Genomic DNA, 21995 nt, shown 5'->3' on the forward strand with positions numbered 1-21995 from the left:
TTATTCCGATTCGATGGACGGCAACTTCTCACCCCAGGAGCACGATGAATGGTCAAAGCCCGCGGCAGAGGCCCTTTCCAGTCGATGAGCTGTCGCGAGCCGTCCGCTTGGAGATCGCCGCTGAGCTGCAGGCGGACGGCGACGGCGAGAAGGTCTCCTTGTCCGACGGGCGGCGGGTCGGTGGCACCGGAGAGAGACACGAGTATCTATTCAAGTGCAGATCCTGGAAGGACGCATTCTCTGGAGAGAAGCTTCTGATCCGGCTGTCCCGCTCCCGGACTCCCTGGGAGCGCGCTGAGGCGACTCGGATGCCTGACGGTAATGTCACAGTCAGGACCACGGCGAATCTGGGGAACCACCCCGCCAATGCTCAACTGCGCAAGGACGAGACGGTAGGACTCGAGTCCATGCTCGACCGGCTTGAGGGTGCGAGCGACGAGGAGAACAGCACCGTCAACCTCACGACCGCCGGTTGGCTGCTCGGTCAGGGGAATCCACGTGATGGGCGCTGCACCACTCCTGAACATTTCGTCCGGAACTACCGGGACCGACTTCTCAATTCCAAGCAGCGACAGGCGATCGAGCAGGCCCTCGGCAGCGAGGCGACCTTCATCTGGGGCCCACCGGGAACCGGCAAGACCGATGTGGTCGCCGCCATCGCAGAGGGCTGCTTCCGCCAACAGCTGCGGGTCCTGTTCGTCGCCCCCACGAAGGTGGCCGTGGACCAGGCGCTGGAACGTATCTGCGACCTCTTGTCAGACGAGGAGGCCTTTGGTGAAGGCCTCGTGCAGCGTGCTGGGGAGATAGAGCTGTCCTCGCTGGCTGCCAGGTTCGGGGATCAGATCGATCCGGGCAAGATCGCTGAGCGGCTTGCGGCGTCAGTGACCGGTCGGATCGCCGGCGTCCGTGAACAGTTGGAAGCCAACCGAAGACTCCTCGCCGTCCATGCCGAGGTGGAACGCATCGGTGAAGAGCTGCGAATCGCATCCGCTCAACGGGACGACAACAGTCGGCTCATCGCCACCCTCCAAGAAGAGCTCCGGTCCAACCGGGCTGTCATCGCCGACCTTGAGCAGCGGATCCGGGACATCGGTACCCCATCGGGGCTGTTTGCGAAGAGAAGACAGGCCCAACTGGACGAACTGGGGCGCGCCCACTGGGAACGCCGGAACGCCCTGGCCGAGCTTGACAAGAAGCTGAGCGACGCGCGTTCCGCTCAGCAGCATTACGCGGTCGCATTCGGCGCTTTGGAACGGGAATTCGCTGTTCTAAGCGACCAACTCCGCTCGATCCCAGCCGCAGGACCTGTTCGCCGGGCCGTCGAGCGACTGCAAAGGGACCTCACGGCACTGGAGCAAGACCTGCAGAAGATCACTGAGGCTGTGCGTAGGAACTGCCGTGTGATGGGCACCACGGTTGCGAAGGCAGTGCAATCCCGCAGCCTCCTCGATTCGCCGGACGTGGTGATCATTGACGAGGCCGGCATGGTGAATCTTCCATCGGCCTGGTGCGCCGCGGGCCTGGCGAGCCGTCGTGTGGTCATCGCTGGCGATTTCCGTCAGCTCCCCGCGGTGACTCGTGCCTCCGGACACCGGGATGCGACGCCTCAGGACAGGGACCACGCGAAGCTCTGGATGGACCGCGATGCCTTCGCGACAGCGGGCCTGGTAGACGGCGCGGGCTCGGCTCGTCGCAACGACCCCCGCATGGTGTGCTTGGACACTCAGTACCGTATGCGGCCAGCCATCTGCGATGTCGTCAACGTCGTCGCCTACCCGGACGCGCCGCTCCGCCCTGGCCGCGACGACCTCAGCAGGCTCCCGTCATCACCGCTGCTAAGCGGCCCGCTGATCCTCATCGACACCACCCCGCGCCGCCTCCCGAACCCCCAACACCGATACGGTGCGCACACCACCAATGCTGTCCACGAAGCGGTCATTCACGAGCTCATACGTGGCCTGCAGTATGACGACGTCCTTCCAGCCCGCAAATGGACAGACCGGCGGCCAACTGACCGAATGGCCGTCATCGCTCCTTACAGGGATCAGGTGAGGGCACTCCGCGACAGTCTTAAGTATCGGTTCGGCCAGAGCTACGAGGGCCTGGTCGACACCGTCCACCGATTCCAGGGCAGTCAACGCCCCCTCGTGGTGATCGACACGGTTGCAGGGGCAGGCAGCAAGCTCGGCTACTTTTACGAGCACCTGGGCCTGGCCTCCCATACCTGCCGCCTGCTCAATGTGGCTCTCAGCAGAGCCCAGGATCATCTGGTAGTTGTCGCGGACACCCAGTTCCTACGCTCGAGGTTGAGCCCAGGCAGTGAGGCCGGTCGCATGCTTGACCACCTGGAGCACCACGCTCACAGACTGTCGGTCGACGACCTCGTACCGTTCCGCGCAGCGGGGGAGCTGGCGGACCTGTCCGAGGATGAGCTGTCCCGACCGGCCTTCTTTCCCGCCGACGAGGTGCCCCGCGCCGTTGAGTGGGACATCGTCCGCGCGCGCAGCAGCATCGACATCTTCTGCGCCTTTCTCGACCCGCGGCCCGTACGGAGATGGCTCGACCGCCTCACCCCGCGAATCCAGGCCGGTGTGCAGGTCACCGTCCATACCCGTGACCAATCGGAGGATCCGAGGAGGCAGAGTCTCGTTCGTGATCTGGAGATGGCCGGATGCCGGGTCGTCGTACGGGACCGTATGCACGAAAAGGTCCTCATCATCGACGACAACGTGCTGTGGCACGGCTCGCTCAACCTCTTGGCCAATATTGGGCCCACTGAGCTGATGATGCGGATCACAGATCCGACGGCCTGTCAGCGGGTACGCCATATCGTCGAGCGCGCCCGAATGGAACGTCCTGCCCGGCCGTGGCGCCCGGGACCTACAGGACGCCAGGGACTGGCAGACGGTGCTGACGTGGAGTCCGGCGGTACCCTGGGCGGGCGCCGGTACTTGCGTGTCGATTACCACGACAAGGAGGCGTTCAAGGAGGCGATGCGCGCCGCTGGGGTGCGGTACGACTTCGACAAGATTCGGAAGATGTGGCACATCGATGCCTCGGTCCCTCGCCACCTCATCCAACGCTGGCTTCCGGCAGACGGTGCTTGACCGGAGGGCGTAAACCCGTGATGAGGGGTGTCTAGCTCCTTAGCTCGTCCCTTTCGAGCAACGTCAGCCGTTGGGGGAGCCGCGTGATTCTGCTGATTAACCTGCCGTAACGCTCGGCTACACGGCAAGCGATCATTGTTTTCCTGCCCGGGCGGCCATGACCCTTAACAAGGTATGAGAACCGATGCGTGACCTGGGGAGATCCCATCAAGATCATCCCCCATATGTCCCCAGATCATGGCCCTACGGCTGCATACGGGTACCCTCGGCGGCCTATCAAGGGTGTGGACAGCAAAGACCTGCGGCTGAGAAGCCGCAGGTCAGAGGGCGAAATGCCTAGTGGAGATGAGTGCCCCCGGCAGGATTCGAACCTGCGGCACCCGCTTTAGGAGAGCGGTGCTCTATCCCCTGAGCTACGGAGGCGGACTCCCGTAAGCCTAGCGAAACTCCGGCACTGTGTGGGCCCTGGGGGCGGGTGACTTTGCGGGCGTGGGCTGCGCTGTGGGTCCGGAGCTGTCTCCGGTGTGTTGTTCGGGGGTGGCCGTCCCGGCGGTCCGCTTCGAGGTGGGTCGGGTGCGGGGTCATGGGTGGTGTGGGGAGGCGTAAAGGGATGGCGGTGATCGGGTCGGGTGGGGGCGGGGCTGGCTAACGTCGGGCGGGTGACCAGAAGGCGGCGGCGGGACGTGCATCGACGGCCCGTGGTGTTGGGGGCGGCGTTGGTGGCGCCGATGATCTTGGCGGGCGGGTTATTGGTCGGCGAGCTCACTGGGTACGAGCACGCCGGGGTGCGGCGGGAGATGAGGACAGTCGCTGACGGTGGTGACGTGGCGATGGAAGCGGTCTTGATGCCGGCTCCTGCGCGCGCTGAGCGGCGGTATGCGCGGGTTGTTCCGCCGCCTCCTGTCGTCCGGGAGCGGGCTCGTTCCAAGGAGGAGACTGCTCCCGTCCCGGAGGTCGTGTCCGTCTCCTCTGTGCCGGATCTGGGTGTTGTGGGGCGTTCCTCGCGTGGGGCGCGGGCGGATGCGGTCGGGGCGGAGGCCATGTCTCCGGGGATCGCTGAGCGGCGGAGCTCTGGGGAGGCTGACGACGGTGTCGCCGCGGCTCAGGGGGAGGAATGTCCGGGTGAGTGGGTGGACACCTGGTTGTGGGAGGTCTGCCGCGAACGGGAGCAGGAGCGGGCGGTGGCGGCTGAGGGCGGCGAGGACGGAGCCCCCACGGACGCGTCGTGATCGCGCTCGTTCGTTGGAGGCGGCCTTATGGTGTCGCCCGCTGTGCGGTCCGTGGTTGTGGGTTCGTTGTCGTGTCGTTCGATCCTGCCGCTGGGGGTACGCCTGCGGGTTCTGTGGTTCAGACGCGGCGCCGGCTCCCGCGCGGGCATAGGGCGTTGGCCGGCGGTGGTGGCGCGTGCTTGGTGGGACGTGAACCGTGTGGGCGTCGTGAGCGTAGTTCGGGATACGGGTGTTGATCTCGGTGGGCGGTGTTCGCGCCGGTCCGGGCAGGGTGGGCGCACAAAGGGCGCTTTTGTGACATAGCGGGTCGTAGGAGTTCGGTCCGGGCACTCCAGGGGCTGTAGTAACGTGCGTGCCTGACCCGGGTAACGAGTTCGCAAACGGAGGAGTCGGACGTGCCATCCCCTCGATCAGCGGGTCTGATCGCGGTCGTCATGGTGATGGCTTCTCTGACCGCGACGTCTTCCGCCCAGGCCGAAGCCGCCGAGCGCGCCGGCCGTACGGAACGGGTGGAGAAGAAGGACCCGGCCGATCTCACCGCGCTGCGCAAAGAGGCCGAGAAGTCGGCCAAGGAGCTCGAGGACGCTACGAAGGCCCTGGAGAAGCGGCGGGCCGACATCGCCGCGGCCGAGAAGGACCTGAGGGCCAAGCTGGACAAGCTCCAGGAGGCCGACCGGAACCTCGCGCGGATCAGGCAGCCGGTCGCGCAGATGGCGGAGTCGCTGTACCAGCAGCCTGTGGGCGGGGACGGGGTCATGCCGTTCCTGTCGGGCGACGCCAGTCCGAACACTCTGCGGGCCATGACGTACGCGACGTACATGGTGGAGATCAAGCAGCAGACGGTGGAGAAGACCGCTGTGCTCGCCAGGGAGGCGCAACGGCTGGCGGCCGAGGCGCAGGAGATCAGGGCGAACAACCTGCTGGCCGAGGCGCAGATGGCAGCTGAGGTGGACATGTTGCGGCAGCGCTCCGACAAGATCGTGAAGTCGCTGACCGCCGCGCTGGTCAAGCTGGGCATCAAGATTGACAAGGTGGGGCGGGCGGCCCTGAGTTGCAATCCGTTGCGGGCGGCGACGGCGAACTCCTTCCCGAACGGGCTGATCCCCAAGGCCATGCTGTGCCCGTTGCAGCAGAAGGGGCACAGCCTGCGGGCCGACGCCGCGATCGCGTTCGTCAGCCTGAACGAGGCGTATCGGCGGCGGTTCGGCAAGCAGATGTGCGTGACCGACGCCTACCGGAGTCTGGCGGCGCAGCAGTCGGTGTACTACCGGCGTCCCGGGTTCGCGGCGGTGCCTGGGCGTAGTAATCATGGGCTTGGCTTGGCCGTTGATCTCTGTGGTGGGGTCGAGAGGTACAAGTCGGTGGAGTTCGTGTGGATGGAGCAGAACTCCAAGAAGTACGGGTGGTTCCATCCGGCCTGGGCCTACAGCAGCCCGTTCGAGCCGTGGCACTGGGAGTACGACCCGAAGATCGACTCTCTGTTGTAGGTGTTCCTCTCGGGTTGTGGCGCTCCCTTGTGCGGCGCGCTGCCCGGGTGACGTTGTGCGTGTTGCGATTGCTGTCGTTTCGAGTGTCGGGGCGGGTTATGGTCCTGCTGGACGGCGGTCGTCGGTGAATCGGTGCGGTCTGTCGGTGGTTGGTGGGCGTCCCCTTTCCTAGGGGCGGGACGTTGCCTCTTAAGCCGGCCCGGTCGGTTCGGACGGGGGAGTTATTCCGGCGGCGGTTTGATGGTGATGGAGAGGCGGCCGGACGCCTGGGCTGCTGCGAGGCGGCCCGCCTGGTCGGCGGTGGTGGCCAGGACCAGTAGGGCGTCGTGGTCGTCCGTCGTCTTGGGGACGGTGATGACCATGACGTCGTCCGCCACCAGTTGGGCCGGCTGGCTCTCCCAGGCCACCAGCACGCCGATGGTCGAGCCGGGGGAGACCAGGCCGGCCACGTCGGCGTCGGCGATGCGGACCGGGGTCGCCACCGTGCCCGTCGGGAGCCGGAGGGAGTGGAGCAGACGGGCGTCGGTGAGAGGTTCGCCGCGGCGCATGGGGCCGGCCAGGACGCGGCCCACCGCACCCGTTCTCAGTGCTCCGTCCGGTGCCGGCGTGAGGGGCACGGCGCGTACGTCACCTGGACGAAGCACCCCGGGCCGCAGGTCGCGGGCGGCGACCAGGATGGGAGGCGACGTCTCGGTGCGCGTGCCGGCGTAGCCGAGAAGGACGGCGAGGCCGGCCAGGGCGGCGGCGATGAGGCGACGCCGGCTGCGCCTGCCCCATCCGCCGAATCCGCCCGATCTGTTGGCCTTCCGGCCCTCTCCGTCGGTCTGCTGGCTCCACCCGTGGCTCTTGGAGCGCTGGCCGCCGGTGTTCCGGTCTCGGTCGTCGGTTTCGAGGCTCCGTCTGCTGGGCTTCCGCTCCCATGCGTCGGCTTGTGGGCGTCCTGCGCCGCCGCGCTCGTCCGATCGCGTGGCGGAGTGGCCGGTGAAGGCGGTGGTCATGGCAGTTCGAAGGGGAGTTTGAGGCCGTCCAGGGCGGAGCCGCAGGAGCAGGTGCGTTCCGTGGGCAGGGCTTCGACGGCGTCGGCCACCAGGGTGCGCATGCGGGCCACGTTCTGCGCGAAGAACTTCATCACCTCCTCGTGCGTCACGCCCTCGCCGGCCTCGACACCCGCGTCGAGGTCGGTCACCAGCGACAGGGACGTGTAGCAGAGCGCCAGCTCCCGGGCCAGGACGGCTTCGGGGAAGCCGGTCATGCCGACGATCGTCCAGCCGTTGGAGGCGAACCAGCGCGACTCCGCCCGCGTCGAGAACCGGGGCCCTTCGATGACCACGAGGGTGCCGCCGTCGACCGTGTCCCAGCCGCCGGACCTGGCCGCATCCACGGCGACCGCGCGGCCCGAGGGACAGTACGGATCGGAGAAGGAGACGTGGACCGCGCCGCTCGTGTCGTAATAGGTCTGCACCCTGCCGGACGTGCGGTCGACGAGCTGGTCGGGGATGACGATCGCGCCCGGGCCGTGCTCGACGCGCAGGGAACCCACCGCGCTGGGGGCGAGCACCTGCCGCACGCCCAGTGAGCGGAGTGCCCACAGGTTGGCCCGGTAGGGGATGCGGTGAGGTGGGAAGCGGTGGTCGCGGCCGTGCCTGGGGATGAAGGCGACGGAACGCGACCCGATCCGTCCGACGGTGACGACGTCGCTCGGCGGGCCGTAGGGGGTGGAGAGCTGGATCTCCTCAGCGTCGTCCAGCAGGGAGTAGAAGCCGGAACCGCCGATGACGCCGATGTCTGCGCGAGTGAGCATGGCGCTGAGAGTAGCCGGGGTTGGTGGGTGGGGGAGGTGGGTGGAATGGCGTTCTGTGGATGAAGGGAGCGGCGGGAGGGAGCGCTGTGGATAAGTGCCGTAGCGAGGAGTGATCATGAAATTACGGTCAGTAGGATCGGCGCATGCGGCGAAGAGGTATCGCGATCATCATCATCGCGCTCATGCTCGGCATGCTGCTCGCGGCGCTCGATCAGACGATCGTGTCCACGGCCCTGCCGACGATCGTGAGCGATCTGGGCGGCCTGGAGGAGCTGTCCTGGGTCGTGACGGCCTATCTGCTGGCCTCGACCGTTTCCACGCCGCTGTGGGGCAAGCTGGGTGATCAGTTCGGGCGCAAGTACCTGTTCGTGGCGGCGATCGTCATCTTCCTCGTCGGCTCGGCTCTGTGCGGGCTCAGTCAGAGCATGGGGGAGCTCATCGCGTTCCGCTCTCTTCAGGGACTCGGCGGCGGCGGGCTGATGGTGCTGGCACAGGCGATCGTGGGCGACGTCGTCTCGGTGCGTGAGCGGGGCAGGTACCAGGGGTGGTTCGGCGGCGTCTTCGCCGTCGCGAGTGTGATCGGGCCGCTGCTCGGCGGGCTCTTCGTCGACCATCTGTCCTGGCACTGGGTCTTCTACATCAACCTGCCTCTGGGCGCCGTCGCGCTGGTCGTGATCGTCGCCGTCCTGCCCAACGACAAGTCGCGGACCCGGCACACGGTCGACTTCGCGGGAGTGGTGCTGCTCGGCGGCGCCACCTCGTGCCTGGTCCTGGTGACGACCTGGGGCGGCACCACGTTCGCCTGGATCGATCCGGTCATCCTTGGGCTCGGGGCGGCGGCGGCCGGTCTGCTCGCCCTGTGGGCGGTGGCCGAGCGGAGGGCGCGGGAGCCGGTGCTGCCGCTGGAGCTGTTCCGGCTCAGGGCGTTCACGATGGCGTCGATGGTGGGGTTCGTCGTCGGCTTCGCGATGTTCGGCGCGCTCACGTACTTTCCCCTCTACCTGCAGGCGGTCCACGGGGTCAGCCCGACCCTCTCGGGTGTCCACCTGCTGCCGATGATGGCCGGCATGCTCACCATGTCCGTCATCTCGGGGCAGATCATCAGCAGGACCGGCAAGTACCGCTACCTGCCCATCACCGGCACCGCGTTGGCCGCGGTCGGCCTGCTCATGCTGTCCACGCTGACGGAGCACAGCAGCCTGACGACGATGGGCTTCGAGCTGCTGGTGCTCGGCATGGGGCTCGGCATGACCATGCAGGTGCTGGTGATCATCGTGCAGAACGCCGTCGACTTCAAGGATCTCGGTGTGGCCACGTCCGGCGCGACCTTCTTCCGGTCGATCGGCGGCGCGTTCGGTGTCGCCACCCTGGGGGCGGTGTTCGCCGCCCGGCTGAACGAGGACCTGTCCAAGGTGCTCGCCACAACGCGGCTCCCGCCGGGGTTCGAGCCCGCGCAGGTGCAGCAGGACCCGACGGTCATCCAGCGCTTGCCGCCGCAGCTCGCGGCCGACTTCCTGCACGTGTACGCCGACGCGATCGCCACGGTGTTCAGAGTCGCGGCGCCCATCATGTTGGTGGCCTTCCTCCTCACGTGGTTCATCCCGCAGCAGCGGCTCAGGGAGACCACCAAGGCCGCCGACCTGGGGGAGGGGCTCGGCGCCACGTCCGCGGAGCGCTCGTCGCTGGCCGAGGTGGAGCGAGGGCTGGTACGGCTCGCGGATGCCGACCTGCGCCGGGGCTTCTACGCCCGGCTCGGGGCGGCGGCCGGGCTGAGCGGAATCGCACCGCAAGGAGTGTGGATCATCGCCAGGCTCGACGGGGAGGACTGGGTGCCGGCCGAGGAGTTGGCCAGACGTGCCAACGTCAGCAGGGCCAGTGGGCGGCCGTACGCGGATCAGCTCATCGAACGCGGGCTCGTGGAGCGGTCGGCGGATGGCGATCAGCTGCGGCTGACGGATGAGGGGCGGGTGGCGGGTGTGCGGCTCATGCGGTCGTCGCTGGAGAGCTTGCGGCGGTTGGTGGCGGATTGGGGGCATAGTCCGCAGTTGGAGCAGTTGTGTGAGCGGATCACGCCTGAGCTGCTGGGGGCCCATGTCGATCGGCCGCCATGATGTCGGTCAGGGACTCTTGGGGCCGTTCGAGTCTTGGTCGTTTTCGGGTCTTCGGGCTTGTGGGGCATGTGGGGCTTGTGGACAAGGGTTGGGCTCAGTCTGGAGTGCTGGGCGTGTGAATCTTCGGTGGCTTCGGCTGGGCCCCTCGACGGTCGAGAGAGTGATGACCTCTTCGGTGGACGAGGAGGGGGAGACAACTCTTCGGCCGCTGGGAGTTATGGCGCTCTCCGGCGGTGGAGATCGATCGGCTCGGGACTGTCAGGTGAGTGTTTCCGGTGAGGGCGAGCCGGGAGCGCGTGGTGTCTCGGTCTCGCTTGAGTTGAGGGTGCGCGGCAGCTTGAGCTGAATGCGGCAGTATTGCTCTGCCATATGACGCCGTAGCCCGGCGACCTCGTCCCTGAGGGCTGCGAGATCTTGCCTGATCTCGTTCCGGAGCTGAGTGACGTCGTCCGTCACCTGGGTGATGCCGATCATCGTTGCCATGATGCCGTCGGTGATGCGTACGCCTGTTTCGAGGACCTCCACGCGCGACGTCAGGTGAAGGAGTTGTGCTTCTATGTCCATGAATTCCTGCCTTTGCAGAAATGAGGAAGGGTCTCCGCAGCGGTGAACCACTTCGGGATCCGGCCGTGAGCGCACAGTGACAGATAGTTGGCCCTCGTGGCTGGCGTCGCTCCTGGCTGTAGGTGTAGTTCTTTGTCCCGCAGGTCGGTTTCTTTCTTCCCTGGGACAAGATTTCTGCGAGGTGAAGGGTGCGAGTGTGTCCGCGCCCTGCGGGCCGTTTTGTGGATCATCGGAGACTGGGCAGGATGTACGTGATGGTGACGGTTGCCGGTGATGGACGGCGAGCTTGCGGTTGAAACGCTGTTCGCCGGCGCTGCGACGTTTGTAACGGGCTGCGTCGAACGGGTAGCCGTCAGCGGTCAGGGGCAGCTCGGTGGCCAGTTCAGTTCGTGAGCGCTCGAACGCCTGTCCGTCTTGGTACCTACGAGTTGGTTCGGTGTCTGCCTGCTTCTCGCTTTGTGAACGCTTGCGCTGTGCTGACGGACTCGCACGATGGTCGAATCGACAAAGATTGTTTGTCAGGAGTCATTCAGCCAGCAGAAGACGTCTCCGCGCAGCGTCGGTCGACTCATGGCGGCGATCATGTAGCCATCGGGTCGCACCTGGGCTCATCAGGAGCGATGCGGAGGCGGGCTGAGACGGGCTTAGAAGTCGGGCTCAGCCTGAGCTTGTGTGCTTCGGCTGAGCCCGAGATCGAGGGGGCCGGCTCCCGTCTGTCAGATGGTTGATCCGGGTGAGGGTGAGCCGGATATGCGGGGTTTGTCGCGGTGGATGGAGCTTGACAGCGCGGCCACGTGCCGTCGAAGGGCCGTCACCTCGTCGCCGAGGGCTGCGAGATCCTGCAGGACCTCGTTGCGGAGCTGAGCGACATCGTCGGCCACGTGGATGATGCCGAGCGTCGTCGTCATGTCAGTGATGAGTGCGCCTGCTTCGAGTGCCCGCACGCGCGACGTCAGGTCGCGGAGACGTGCTTCTGCGTCCATGCATTCCTGCCTTTGCAGAAACGAGGAAGGGTCTGCTGCGGTTGGGGACCAACCCTGGGACCCACTGTGAGCGCACAGTGACAGATGGTGGGCGCTCGTGTCAGGCAAAGCCCATGGAAAGGGTGTGGTTCTTTGTGTCGCAGCTCAGGTTCTTCCACCCATGGGAGAAGATTTCGTGCCAGCGCGCTAGGAGGTGCATCCGGGTCCGTGACGATGCATAGAGGGTTGCTCGGGCCGCTGAGGGTCTGGATGTGGGCGCGGTGGGAGGCAGTGTTTACGCGCGTTTCTCGCGACACAGGCGAGGGGTCCCAGGTCGGTATGACCGGCCGGCGCGGAGATCTCGTGGATGTCGACTGGGCGCCGGGTCCCGATGGGACGTGGTCTCGGCTGAGGTTGAGCCGGCTTGAGGCAGGGGTCAGGGCCGCCTTGGCGCGCATCATCTGACCCTGTCGGTGCACGGTGAACGCCGTTTGTGGCGGCGGTCGCGGGGATCGGGCCGCCGGGGCGGCCGTTGTGAGACGGACTCGGCAGGACCTGGCGGCCGCTGCGGGAGAACTGGTTCGGTTCGCCGTGGCGGCCGCTGGGGGGAGAACTTCGGTCAGTTCGTGGCGGCGGCTGCTGCCGGGGTCGAGCTGGAGGAGGACGAGGACGACGACTCGCTCTTGCTCGAAGACGAGGAAGAGGACGAGGACGACGACGAAGAGGCGGGGGAAGAGGACGACGACGAGCGGCTGTCCGTACGGTAGAACCCCGAGCCCTTGAACACGATGCCCACCGCCGAGAACACCTTGCGCAGGTTGCCCTGGCAGGCGGGGCAGACGGTCAGCGCGTCATCGGTGAACTTCTGGACGACCTCGAGCTGCTCACCGCAGTCGTTGCAGGCGTACTGGTAGGTCGGCACGCGCTCCTCCTTCAGGCTTGCTTTGGCACTCGAGCTGTGCGACTGCTAATGGTAACCGATCCGGTCAATCAGCTATTCCAGTACCTGTACCTGAGCGTTGCCCGGCGACCGGGCAACGCTTACTCGAGGCCGCGTTCCCCGTACCAGCCGGCCAGCTTGCCTCTGCGGCTGACCGCCCGCAGACGCCGCTCCACCTGGTCCCGGCAGGCCGCCGTGGTCACCACCAGCAGTTGGTCGTCGGTTCGGACCCGGGTCGTGTCCGACGGGACGAACGACTTGCCGTCCCGCACCACGAGCGTCACCTGGGCCCCGGCCGGGAGCCGGAGCTCGAACACCTCCACACCGTGCAGCCCCGAGCCGGGCGGGATCCGTACCTGCAGCAGGTCGGCCTGGAGCTCCTCCAGCGGCGCCGACTCGACCTCCAGGTCGTGCGCCTCGCCCGGGGCGGCCACGCCCAGTTTCCGGGCCACGAACGGCAGCGTCGGCCCTCCCACCAGCGTGAACACGATCACGATGATGAACACCTCGTTGAAGATGTCCTTCGACCCGTAAACGCCCTCGGCCCACGGGATGGTGGCCAGCACGATCGGGATGGCGCCGCGCAGCCCCGCCCAGGACAGGAACGCCTGCTCGCGCAGGCTCACCTTCGCCACCCGCACCAGCCGCGCCAGCGCCGAGCTGACCAGCACGGACGCCGGCCGGGCCAGCAGCACCAGCGCGGTACCGGCGATCAGGCCGGGGACGATCGACGACGGCATCTCCGAGGGACTGGCCAGCAGTCCGAGCATGACGAACAGCCCGATCTGCGCCAGCCACGCCGCTCCCTCGGCGAAACCCCTGGTCGCCGCCCGGTGCGGCAGCCGGGAGTTGCCGAGGATCAGCGCGGTCAGGTAGATCGCCAGGAAGCCGGAGCCGTGCAGCAGCACGGCGCCGCCGTACGAGACGAAGGTCAGCGCCAGCACCGCGATCGGGTACAGGCCGGAGGCGGGCAGGGCCACCCGGCGCAGCGCGTACGCGCCGGCGGGTCCCACGGCCAGGCCGACGGCGGCGCCGATGACCAGCTCGATCCCGGTCTGCAGCAGGAACGTGCCGATCGACGGCTCCGTGTGGGCCGTCGCGCTCAGCAGGACGACGGCGATCACGGTCGGGGCGTCGTTGAAGCCGGACTCGGCCTCCAGCACGCCCGCCAGCCGCGGCGGCAGCGGCAGCCGGCGCAGCACGGAGAAGACGGCGGCGGCGTCGGTGGGCGCCAGCACCGCGCCGAGGATGAGCGCCGTGATCGGCTCGAACCCGAGCAGCAGGTGGACGGCCAGCGCCAGCACCACGATGCTGACCGCGACACCCACGGTGGCCAGGATCAGCGCCAGCGGCACCGCCCGCCGCACGTGGGTCCAGCTCGTGGTCAGACCGCCCTCGGCCAGGATCACGGCCAGGGCGATCATGCCGATCTGCTTGGCCAGGTCGGGGTTGTCGAACGGGATGCCGACCCCGGCCTCGCCCAGGGCCAGCCCGAAGCCCAGGAACAGCAGCAGGCTGGGCAGCCCGCTGCGGTGCGCGACCCGTACGGACCCGATGGCGGCGATGACGATCGCCGCACCGATCAGGAGCCAGACATCCAGTGGCATCTGGCCCCCTCTCGTACGTTCGGTCACATAAGCCTAGTGAGTTCCTGAGGGGTGATCGCCCAGCGCACCCGCTGGTCGTGCGGCTCGGCGGGGACGTCCTCGACGAGTTCGCCGGGGTGGAGCAGCGCCACGGTGGGCACGTTGGGGCCGACCCGGGCCAGGGCGCGGTCGTACGAACCGCCGCCGCGGCCCAGCCGTACCCCGGTCAGCCGGTCCACGGCCAGCGCCGGGACGATGACCAGCGCGGCGGTGCGGATGGCGTCGACGCCGCGGCGGGTGTCGACCGGCTCCATCACCCCATACCGCCCCGGAGCCAGGGTGTCGGGGCCGTCGTACACCGCCCAGTCCAGGTCGTTGTCCTCCTTCAGCACCGGCAGGATCACGGTCGCCCCGTGCTTCCACAGTGCGAACACCAGCCCGTGCGTCTCCGGCTCCGTGCCCGTCGACCAGTAGCAGGCGACGAGCCCGGCCATCTGGACCCACGGCTGGTCGAGCAGTGTTTCGCGTACTTTGGAGGCGTTCGTCCGTAGCTGTTCGGGGGAGAGTGAGGCGCGTGACGACATCAGTTCGCGACGCAGGTTCAGCTTGTCCACAGGTCCCTCCACTAGGGTCTACTCATGGCTGACTTCGACCCTGTGACGAAAGCCGTCGTGCCCGCCGCGGGTCTGGGCACCCGGTTCCTTCCGGCGACCAAGGCGACACCCAAGGAGATGTTGCCCATCGTCGACAAGCCCGCTATCCAGTATGTCGTCGAGGAGGCCGCCTCCGCCGGGCTGCTCGACGTCCTCATGGTGACGGGCAAGAACAAGCGGTCGATCGAGGATCACTTCGACCGCGCGTTCGAGCTGGAGGAGGTGCTCGAGGCCAAGGGCGACGAGCACCGGTTGTCCCAGGTTCGCGAGCCCGCCTCACTCGCCACGCTGCACTACGTGCGGCAGGGCGAGCCGAAGGGCCTCGGTCACGCGGTGTTGTGCGCCAAGCAGCACGTGGGCGACCACCCGTTCGCCTGCCTGCTCGGCGACGACTTGATCGACTACCGTGACCCGCTGCTCAAGCGCATGATCGAGGTGCGTGACACCTATGGCGGCAGCGTGATCGCGCTGATGGAGGTGCCGAAGGAGCAGGTCTCGCTGTACGGCGTGGCGACGATCGAGGCGACCGACGAGTCCGACGTGGTACGCGTGACGGACCTGGTGGAGAAGCCGCCGGTGGACGAGGCGCCGTCCAACTGGGCGATCATCGGCCGGTACGTCATCGACCCGGCCGTGTTCGAGGTGCTGGAGAACACCCCGCCCGGACGCGGCAACGAGATCCAGCTCACCGACGCGCTGCGCACGCTGGCCGGCCGCGGCTCCGGGGAGGGCGGTCCGGTTCACGGCGTGCTGTTCCGCGGGCGCCGTTACGACACCGGCGACAAGCTGGACTATCTGCGCACCGTGGTGAAGTTCGCTGCCGATCGGGAGGACCTGGCGCCGGAGTTCGTGCCGTGGCTGCGTGAGTTCCTCAACGAAGTCGGCTGACCTCAAAGGTCGCTGACCTCAAAGGTCGGCTGAAGCAATGGAGTGTCGATGAACCGGAGTGGGGGAACTCGGTGAAGTCGGTTGACGCGCATCTGGCCGAGATCCTGGCCACCGTACGCCCACTGGCGCCCCTGGAGCTGGAGCTCGAACGGGCGCTGGGGGCGACGCTGGCCGAGGAGGTGGTCGCGCCGGTGCCGCTGCCGCCGTTCGACAACTCGGCCATGGACGGCTACGCCGTGCGGGCCGCCGACATCGCCGAGGTGCCGGTCACGCTGCCGGTGATCGACGACGTGGCCGCCGGTTCCGACCAGCTACGGGCGGTCGGGCCCGGGCACGCCGTACGGATCATGACGGGCGCGCCCGTGCCCGCCGGCGCCGACACCGTCGTGCCGGTGGAGTGGACCGACGGCGGCACGGTCACGGTCACGATCGGGCGCACGGCTCCGGAGGGCAACGCGATCCGCCGGGCCGGCGAGGACGTGAACGCCGGCGAGGTCGTCCTGGAGCCGGGCACCGTGATCGGCCCGGCCCAGCTCGGCATCATCGCCGGGGTGGGCCGCCGGCGCGTGCTGGCGCGCCCGCTGCCGCGGGTCGTCGTGCTGTCCACGGGCGCCGAACTGGCCGAGCCGGGCACCCAGCTCCAGCCCGGCCAGATCTGGGACTCCAACAGCTTCACCCTCACCGCCGCCGTACGCGCCGCCGGCGGCGAGGGCTTCCGGGCGCCCACCGTGGGCGACGACCCGGGGGCGTTCATCGACCAGCTCGACGCGCAGCTCCTGCGCGCCGACGCGGTCATCACCAGCGGCGGCGTCTCCATGGGCGCGTACGAGCCGGTCAAGGAGGCCCTCTCGCCGCTGGGCACGGTCCGGTTCGAGAAGGTCGCGATGCAGCCGGGCATGCCGCAGGGGTTCGGCGTCGTGGGCGAGGACCAGGTGCCGATCTTCGCGCTGCCCGGCAATCCGGTCTCGTCGTTCGTGTCGTTCATGCTGTTCGTACGGCCGGCGTTGCGGAAGATGCGCGGCCTGGAGGCCGGGCCGCCGAAGACCGGGACCGCGTACGTCGTCGGCGCGCTGAGGTCGCCGGCGGGACGGCGCTCGTTCCTGCGCGGCGTGCTGGACGAGGACGGCACCGTGACGCCGGTTCGCGGACAGGGGTCGCACCAGCTCGCGGCGCTGGCCGCGGCCAACGCGCTCATCGTGGTCCCCGAGGACGTGACGGAGGTGCCGGCGGGCACGGCCGTCGAGGTGATCCCCCTGTGAGAAGGTGACTTTTGGCCAGTGAGTTCACGCACCTGGACGAGACAGGTGCGGCACGCATGGTGGACGTGTCGGGCAAGGACGTCGGGGCGCGCGCGGCCGTGGCCACGGGACGCGTGCTGCTGTCGGCGGAGGCCGTGGCGCTGCTGCGGTCGGGCGAGGTGCCCAAGGGGGACGCGCTGGGCGTGGCCCGCATCGCCGGCATCATGGGGGCGAAGCGGACACCTGACCTCATCCCGCTCTGCCACCCGATCGCGTTGCACGGCGTGAAGGTGACGCTCGACGTCGAGGACGAGGGCGTCGCGATCACCTGCCGGGTGAAGACGGCCGACCGTACCGGCGTGGAGATGGAGGCGCTGACCGCGGTGTCGGTGGCCGCGCTGGCGCTGATCGACATGGTGAAGGCCGTGGACCCGGCGGCGGTGATCACCGACGTGCGGGTGGAGGAGAAGACGGGCGGCAAGACCGGCCACTGGACGCGGCCGTGACCCGCGTTCTGGTGGTCACGGTGTCGAACCGGGCCTCGGCCGGGGTGTACGAGGACCGGTCGGGGCCGCTGCTGGCGTCCCTGCTGGTGGAGGCCGGGTGCGCCGTGGACGGGCCCGTGGTGGTGCCGGACGGCGAGCCCGTGGAGGCGGCGCTGCGTGACGGGGTCGCGGCGTCGTACGACGTGATCGTGACGACGGGCGGGACGGGACTGACGCCGACCGACCTCACGCCGGAGATGACCGCCCGAGTGATTTCTCGGGAGATTCCCGGCATAGCCGAAGCGATCAGGCAGGCGAACCGCGACAGAGTTCCCACCTCCATTCTTTCTCGCGGCCTCGCCGGCCAGGCCGGACGTACGCTGATCGTCAATCTCCCCGGCTCGACCGGAGGCGTACGCGACGGCGTCGCCGTCCTCGCTCCCGTTCTCCGGCACGCGGTGGAGCAGATCAACGGCGGCGATCACCCGCGCTCCGGCGACGACCACCCGCGCTCCGGCGGCGATCAACCGGGCTCGCCCTGATCCGTGGCGGCGGCGTCCCTGATGGGGGGATGATGAGGGGGTGGATCGACTTCGTGGCTGGCCGGCGACCCTGGAAGAGGGGCCCGTAGGCCTCCGGCCGCTGCGGCTGGCCGATGTGCGCGTGTGGCGGGACACGCGGGTGCGCAACGCCGACTGGCTGCGCCCGTGGGAGCCCAGCAACCCGGAGACGCCGCTGTTCCGTACCGGTCTGGGCCCGTACGTCTCCATGGTCGGCACCCTCCGCCGCGAGGCGAGGCAGGGCCTGGCGCTACCGTGGGTGATCACGTACGGTGGCCGGTTCGCCGGACAGCTGACCGTCGGCGCCATCGTCTGGGGCTCGGCCCGCTCGGCCCAGGTGGGGTACTGGATCGACGGCGCCCTCGCCGGCCAGGGCATCACGCCCACGGCGCTGGCCATGGCCGTCGACCACTGCTTCTTCACCACCGGCCTGCACCGCCTGGAGGCCAACATCCGCCCCGAGAACCAGGCCAGCCGCAGGGTGGTTGAGAAGCTCGGATTCCGGGAAGAAGGCATTCGTCGCCGCCAGCTCCACATCAACGGAGCCTGGCGCGACCACATCTGTTACGCGTTGACCGTCGAGGACTGTCCCGGCGGCCTGCTCGTGCAGTGGCGGCGCGCTCGCGAGTCGGCCTCTCACGGCGGGTCTCCGGTAGAAGAGGTTTGACGATCTCGCGACACACCGCACCGAATGCTCGTCAATCAGTGACACGCGGTCTTACGGTGCGTGACGTGAGCACATCGAAGACGCCGACGACACACGGGTGTCTTCGTCGTGCCCGGAGGTGGCCGTGAGCAGCGTCCTCCTCTATCTCGCCATCGTCGTCATGTGGCTGTGCGTGCTCGTGCCCATGTGGCTGCGCCGCGACAAGACCAATCTGGCCGAACTGGCGGAGCTCGAAGAGTACTACACCGGCGAGCACCAGTTGCCCGATCTCGAACGTCTGGAGGCCCAGGAGGGGGCGGCCTCGGGCGCTTCCTCGGGCATCTCCCTGGGTACTTCGTTGGGCGCCTCCTTGGGTGCCTCCTTCACCCCGCCGCCCGGCGTGGTGGAGGGCGAGCGGGTGGACCCGCGGCAGTTCCGGGCCAAGCGCCGCGCCATCATCGTCGCCCGGCGCCGCCGGCTGCTGTTCTTCACCGGGCTGCTGGTGATCGCCTCGGTGGTGACGGCGGCGGTCAAGATGATGCCGTGGTGGGGGGTCGCGCCCTCGGTGGTCATCGCGCTGTCGTACATGGGTTTTCTGCGCATCGCCGTACAGGTGGATCGGGAACGGCGCGAGCGCGCCGACCGGGCCCGCGCGGAACGCGCCCGCCGCCTCCGCGAGCAGCGCGAACGCGCCGCCCGTATGGTGGCCGAGCAGGAACGGGCCGAGATCATCGACCTGTCGGCGCGGCAGGAGGATGTCCTGTTCGACCAGTACGCGGAGCCTCCACGGCGCGCGGTGGGGGACTGACTCGGGGTGTGGAGGTGGAGGATGGCGCGAGGACCTCTGAAGGTTTGCTAATCTGGTCGAGGTTCTTGGGGATGTAGCGCAGTCCGGTAGCGCACTTCGTTCGCATCGAAGGGGTCAGGGGTTCGAATCCCCTCATCTCCACCCAGGTCAAAGGCCGCTTCCGAGTGATCGGGAGCGGCCTTCTGCGTTGCTGAGTGACGGTGCCCGACCAGGCGAGAGGGGTCGAGTCCAGCCAACGGTTGGGACGACATCGCTGGGTCGTGGAGCGGACCGTCTCATGGCCGGCCGGCTGCCGACGTGCTCTGATCGCGGTTGAGCCCGGCGATGACTCAGTACTCGGGTTCGAGCGGAGAAGCCCCTCTCGTGGGACGGGGCAACGGCAGTTCCACCCGCCTTTTGAAATCCATGCCAACGCGGTATCACGCAGCTTGGAGGAGTCCTTCGTCGGCTCGTGGCTGCCTAGCCGTGGCCGTCCGGGCGGTCGGCGGCGTCGAACATATCGCAGTTGTGCTGGATCAGGGGCATGTACTGCTCAGCCCAGGCTCGCAGGCTTCGCAGCGGCTCGACGAGCGTGGCGCCCAGGTCGGTCAGACGGTAGTACACCCGTGGGGGCTTGCTCGCCTCGACACGACGATCGACAAGTCCGTCTCGTTCCAGCGCCCTGAGGGTTTGCGCCAGCATCTTCTGCGACACACCGGCCATCTCGCGCTTCAACTCGGTGAACCGCAGCTCGCCCTCGGCGGCGGCAAGCGACAGCACCGCCATGGTCGTCCATCGCGACCCCACCCGGTCGAGCAGGAGCCGTGTCGGGCACAGAGGATCGAACAAGTTCCCCTGCTGCGAGGCAGTTACCTCGGGGTCACCTGGTGTCGGAAAAGTGCCTTCTTCCCCGTTCATTGAACGGTCTCTTACGGTTACCACGTTCCTAAGCGTAATCAAGGAGGGCAGCCGTGCGCCAGATGACTCTTTCTCCCCACCTTCCCGGCGCGACCGTGCACCGGATACCGATCGACGGGGTCGAACTCGCCGTGGAGACTCTCGGGCAGGGGCCGGCCGTGCTGCTGCTGCACGGCTTCCCGCACACCCGCGCGATCTGGCGCGATGTCGCACCCCGGCTGGCAGCGGCAGGTTTCCGGGCCCTCGCGCCCGACCTGCACGGGCTGGGCGACAGCACACCCGCCGTCCGCGGCTACCAGGCATCCGCGATCGCCACGGACCTGCTCCGAATGTTGGACGTCCTAGGTGACCGCGAGGCCCACGTCGTCGGCACCGATCTAGGTGTCACTCCGGCATTCGCCCTGGCAGCATCGTCGCCCGAGCGCGTAATCAGCCTGACCCTGTCCGAAGGGTTGATCGGACTGCTGCCCGGCGCCGAGGCATTCCTACGGCAGGGGCCGCCGTGGTGGTTCGGCTTCCACCAAGCGCCCGGTGGTCTGGCTGAGGACGTCCTGGAGAACTCGGCGGAGCGCTACGTCCGCTTCTTCCTCTCCGCCGGCAGTCGCCGAGGTCTGCCGGCAGACCTTACACGGGTGATCGTCGAGGCATATCGGGGCAAAACGAGTCTCGGCAATGCCTTCGACCACTACCGCGCGATGCCGGCCACCGCGGAATGGATCGGGAACTGGGCGCAGGACCAGCGGCTGACGACGCCGACCCTCGCCATCGGCGGTGGCGCGATCGGCGCGGCCACCGCCCGCCAGCTCGAACCGATCACCGGCTGCCTCACCCAGCACCTGCTTGAGGACTGCGGTCACATCACCCCGATCGACCAGCCGGACGCCTTCGCCGACCTTCTCATTGAGCACGCCCGGGCCGTCTGAGCTCACACCTTCAAGACCCGTCCGGAACAGAGCCGACCGAACCCCACAGCAAGGAGCAGAGATGAGCCGTGAGCAGCGAGAGGCCATCCGGCAGTTTCGCGCGTCGTCCCCCCTCGACCTCGGCGGTGCGGTCCACGAACAGCGTGCCCTGTTCGAGCAGCTGTTGTCCCACCATCCTGTCCCTGAGGACGTCATCGTCACCGAAGCCCACTACGACACGATCCCTGGCCTCTTGGTCGAACTCGCGGAAGAGCCCTGCGTCGGCACCGTCCTGTACTTCCACGGCGGGGCGTATGTCTTCGGGTCGGCGCGCAGCTCGCTGGGGATCGTCGCAGATCTCGCCCGCAGGTCACAGACACGGGTGATCACCATCGACTACCGCTTGGCACCCGAGCATCCCGCCCCTGCCGCCACCGACGACGCGGTACGCGCTTATCGCGCCCTGATCGCCTCCGGCGTCGATCCGCAACGGGTGGCGGTCGCCGGCGAGTCGGCCGGCGGCGGGGTGGCGCTCGGCCTGCTGGCGGCTCTTTCCGCCGCCGACGAGCCGATGCCCGCCGCGGCGTTGCTGTTCTCGCCGTGGGTTGACCTCACACTCAGCGGCGATTCGATGACGGTCAGGGCCGAGGCGGACTTCATCGTGAACCGCACCGCCCTCGAACGCCGCGTGCGTGACTACCTCGGCGACGCATCCGCGGCAGAACAGCACAGCCCGTTGTTCGCGGACCTGCACGGTCTGCCGCCCACGTTGATCCAGGTCGGCTCTGACGAGGTGCTGCTGGACGACTCCACCCGGCTCGCGGCAAGGCTCGTGGCGGCCGACGTGTCGGTGACGCTGGACGTCACCGCGCAGGCGACACACGTCTTCCAGTCATTCGCCGCCTCGTGGGACGAGGCCGACGCGGCGATGACCCGCGCGGCCACATTCGTCCGCACGATGGTGAAGCCGTGAGCAGCAAGCCACCCGCCCGGCGTCGGCGTCCGCGCCGGGTGAGCGGTCAGTGGTTGACGGCGCTCATTCCGGCCCGGCTGTAGCGGTCGCCGGCGACCTGGTCGGCGAGGCTGTGGAGCGCGTCGATGTGGCCGATTCGTCGGGAGGTGCAACAGGCT

Annotated in this window: 19 protein-coding genes, 2 tRNA genes and 1 pseudogene; 13 read left to right on the forward strand and 9 right to left on the reverse strand. The window is 68.1% G+C overall.

Annotated features, from left to right (window positions below; genetic code table 11):
* Window positions 1–407 precede the first annotated feature (407 nt).
* Complete coding sequence (locus HT134_RS24740) at window positions 408–3107, forward strand: AAA domain-containing protein (protein WP_175602842.1); 2700 nt, start codon at window positions 408–410, stop codon at window positions 3105–3107.
* 350 nt (window positions 3108–3457) lie between these two features.
* On the opposite strand, the gene HT134_RS24745 is transcribed toward HT134_RS24740, so the two are convergent.
* A tRNA-Arg gene (locus HT134_RS24745) sits at window positions 3458–3530 on the reverse strand.
* Between the two features lie 1246 nt (window positions 3531–4776).
* On the opposite strand from HT134_RS24745, the gene HT134_RS24750 reads away from it, so the two are divergent.
* Window positions 4777–5823 (forward strand): M15 family metallopeptidase, encoded by a 1047-nt coding sequence (locus tag HT134_RS24750; protein ID WP_246365280.1) that lies wholly within the window; start codon window positions 4777–4779, stop codon window positions 5821–5823.
* A 221-nt stretch (window positions 5824–6044) separates the two neighbouring features.
* Here the strand turns inward: HT134_RS24750 and HT134_RS24755 are convergent, their stop codons facing one another.
* Window positions 6045–6821 carry an SAF domain-containing protein gene (locus tag HT134_RS24755; protein ID WP_246365283.1) on the reverse strand — a complete coding sequence of 259 codons (777 nt, stop codon included), beginning with the start codon at window positions 6819–6821 and terminating at the stop codon, window positions 6045–6047.
* Window positions 6818–7624: an S-methyl-5'-thioadenosine phosphorylase gene (locus tag HT134_RS24760; RefSeq protein WP_175602843.1), complete on the reverse strand. Its 807-nt coding sequence runs from the start codon at window positions 7622–7624 to the stop codon at window positions 6818–6820. Before HT134_RS24760 ends, HT134_RS24755 begins: the two co-directional genes overlap by 4 nt.
* Window positions 7625–7767: 143 nt before the next feature.
* Here HT134_RS24760 and HT134_RS24765 point away from each other — a divergent pair, with 143 nt between their 5' ends.
* Window positions 7768–9735, forward strand: coding sequence for an MFS transporter (locus HT134_RS24765; RefSeq protein ID WP_175602844.1), 1968 nt, complete (start codon window positions 7768–7770; stop codon window positions 9733–9735).
* A 258-nt stretch (window positions 9736–9993) separates the two neighbouring features.
* Here the strand turns inward: HT134_RS24765 and HT134_RS24770 are convergent, their stop codons facing one another.
* From HT134_RS24770 to HT134_RS24790, 5 genes are all read right to left on the reverse strand, one after another.
* Entirely contained in the window at window positions 9994–10299 is a 306-nt protein-coding gene (locus HT134_RS24770; RefSeq protein ID WP_175602845.1) for a P-loop NTPase family protein, read from the reverse strand.
* A 716-nt stretch (window positions 10300–11015) separates the two neighbouring features.
* Entirely contained in the window at window positions 11016–11282 is a 267-nt protein-coding gene (locus tag HT134_RS24775) for a hypothetical protein (protein ID WP_175602846.1), read from the reverse strand.
* A gap of 598 nt (window positions 11283–11880) precedes the next feature.
* Window positions 11881–12183: an FmdB family zinc ribbon protein gene (locus HT134_RS24780; RefSeq protein WP_175602847.1), complete on the reverse strand. Its 303-nt coding sequence runs from the start codon at window positions 12181–12183 to the stop codon at window positions 11881–11883.
* 119 nt (window positions 12184–12302) lie between these two features.
* A complete protein-coding gene (locus HT134_RS24785) occupies window positions 12303–13808 on the reverse strand; it encodes a potassium/proton antiporter (RefSeq protein ID WP_175602848.1) in 1506 nt (501 codons plus the stop codon).
* 23 nt (window positions 13809–13831) lie between these two features.
* Window positions 13832–14401 (reverse strand): 5-formyltetrahydrofolate cyclo-ligase, encoded by a 570-nt coding sequence (locus tag HT134_RS24790; protein WP_175602849.1) that lies wholly within the window; start codon window positions 14399–14401, stop codon window positions 13832–13834.
* 24 nt (window positions 14402–14425) lie between these two features.
* On the opposite strand from HT134_RS24790, the gene galU reads away from it, so the two are divergent.
* The 8 genes and pseudogenes from galU to HT134_RS24830 form a co-directional block, all read left to right on the forward strand.
* On the forward strand, window positions 14426–15328 hold the full coding sequence (gene galU, locus HT134_RS24795; RefSeq protein WP_175602850.1) for a UTP--glucose-1-phosphate uridylyltransferase GalU: 903 nt from the start codon (window positions 14426–14428) through the stop codon (window positions 15326–15328).
* Window positions 15329–15399: 71 nt separating this feature from the next.
* Window positions 15400–16587, forward strand: coding sequence for a molybdotransferase-like divisome protein Glp (gene glp, locus HT134_RS24800; RefSeq protein WP_175602851.1), 1188 nt, complete (start codon window positions 15400–15402; stop codon window positions 16585–16587).
* An 11-nt stretch (window positions 16588–16598) separates the two neighbouring features.
* Window positions 16599–17072, forward strand: a complete 474-nt coding sequence (moaC, locus tag HT134_RS24805) for a cyclic pyranopterin monophosphate synthase MoaC (protein WP_217708309.1) — start codon at window positions 16599–16601, stop codon at window positions 17070–17072.
* Window positions 17069–17593 carry a MogA/MoaB family molybdenum cofactor biosynthesis protein gene (locus HT134_RS24810; protein WP_175602852.1) on the forward strand — a complete coding sequence of 175 codons (525 nt, stop codon included), beginning with the start codon at window positions 17069–17071 and terminating at the stop codon, window positions 17591–17593. The genes moaC and HT134_RS24810 overlap by 4 nt, the downstream gene beginning before the upstream one ends.
* Before the next feature lie 40 nt (window positions 17594–17633).
* Window positions 17634–18278: a GNAT family N-acetyltransferase gene (locus HT134_RS24815; RefSeq protein ID WP_175602853.1), complete on the forward strand. Its 645-nt coding sequence runs from the start codon at window positions 17634–17636 to the stop codon at window positions 18276–18278.
* Window positions 18279–18402: 124 nt separating this feature from the next.
* Window positions 18403–19065, forward strand: a complete 663-nt coding sequence (gene sepX / locus HT134_RS24820; RefSeq protein ID WP_175602854.1) for a divisome protein SepX/GlpR — start codon at window positions 18403–18405, stop codon at window positions 19063–19065.
* A 67-nt stretch (window positions 19066–19132) separates the two neighbouring features.
* Window positions 19133–19206 (forward strand) — tRNA-Ala (locus HT134_RS24825).
* A 74-nt stretch (window positions 19207–19280) separates the two neighbouring features.
* Window positions 19281–19382 (forward strand): annotated as a pseudogene (locus HT134_RS24830) (IS5/IS1182 family transposase); the annotation flags it as partial.
* Between the two features lie 142 nt (window positions 19383–19524).
* Here the strand turns inward: HT134_RS24830 and HT134_RS24835 are convergent.
* Complete coding sequence (locus HT134_RS24835) at window positions 19525–19962, reverse strand: winged helix-turn-helix transcriptional regulator (protein ID WP_175602855.1); 438 nt, start codon at window positions 19960–19962, stop codon at window positions 19525–19527.
* Window positions 19963–20024: 62 nt separating this feature from the next.
* On the opposite strand from HT134_RS24835, the gene HT134_RS24840 reads away from it, so the two are divergent.
* On the forward strand, window positions 20025–20885 hold the full coding sequence (locus tag HT134_RS24840; RefSeq protein WP_175603094.1) for an alpha/beta fold hydrolase: 861 nt from the start codon (window positions 20025–20027) through the stop codon (window positions 20883–20885).
* A gap of 61 nt (window positions 20886–20946) precedes the next feature.
* The gene (locus HT134_RS24845; RefSeq protein ID WP_175602856.1) at window positions 20947–21837 is read left to right on the forward strand and encodes an alpha/beta hydrolase; all 891 of its coding nucleotides are present in this window, start codon (window positions 20947–20949) and stop codon (window positions 21835–21837) included.
* The last annotated feature ends 158 nt before the right edge of the window (window positions 21838–21995 follow it).

The sequence above is a fragment of the Nonomuraea rhodomycinica genome (genome assembly GCF_013363995.1).
GTDB classification, from domain to species: Bacteria; Actinomycetota; Actinomycetes; order Streptosporangiales; family Streptosporangiaceae; genus Nonomuraea; species Nonomuraea rhodomycinica.

What these genes read in the sequence shown, in the direction of transcription:
- HT134_RS24740 (WP_175602842.1), top strand. Translation starts at nt 408, where the DNA reads ATGCTCGACCGGCTTGAGGGTGCGAGCGACGAGGAGAACAGCACCGTC.
- HT134_RS24750 (WP_246365280.1), top strand. Translation starts at nt 4,777, where the DNA reads ATGGCTTCTCTGACCGCGACGTCTTCCGCCCAGGCCGAAGCCGCCGAG.
- HT134_RS24755 (WP_246365283.1), bottom strand. Translation starts at nt 6,821, where the DNA reads ATGACCACCGCCTTCACCGGCCACTCCGCCACGCGATCGGACGAGCGC.
- HT134_RS24760 (WP_175602843.1), bottom strand. Translation starts at nt 7,624, where the DNA reads ATGCTCACTCGCGCAGACATCGGCGTCATCGGCGGTTCCGGCTTCTAC.
- HT134_RS24765 (WP_175602844.1), top strand. Translation starts at nt 7,768, where the DNA reads ATGCGGCGAAGAGGTATCGCGATCATCATCATCGCGCTCATGCTCGGC.
- HT134_RS24770 (WP_175602845.1), bottom strand. Translation starts at nt 10,299, where the DNA reads ATGGACATAGAAGCACAACTCCTTCACCTGACGTCGCGCGTGGAGGTC.
- HT134_RS24775 (WP_175602846.1), bottom strand. Translation starts at nt 11,282, where the DNA reads ATGGACGCAGAAGCACGTCTCCGCGACCTGACGTCGCGCGTGCGGGCA.
- HT134_RS24785 (WP_175602848.1), bottom strand. Translation starts at nt 13,808, where the DNA reads ATGCCACTGGATGTCTGGCTCCTGATCGGTGCGGCGATCGTCATCGCC.
- galU (WP_175602850.1), top strand. Translation starts at nt 14,426, where the DNA reads ATGGCTGACTTCGACCCTGTGACGAAAGCCGTCGTGCCCGCCGCGGGT.
- HT134_RS24835 (WP_175602855.1), bottom strand. Translation starts at nt 19,962, where the DNA reads ATGAACGGGGAAGAAGGCACTTTTCCGACACCAGGTGACCCCGAGGTA.
- HT134_RS24840 (WP_175603094.1), top strand. Translation starts at nt 20,025, where the DNA reads ATGACTCTTTCTCCCCACCTTCCCGGCGCGACCGTGCACCGGATACCG.
- HT134_RS24845 (WP_175602856.1), top strand. Translation starts at nt 20,947, where the DNA reads ATGAGCCGTGAGCAGCGAGAGGCCATCCGGCAGTTTCGCGCGTCGTCC.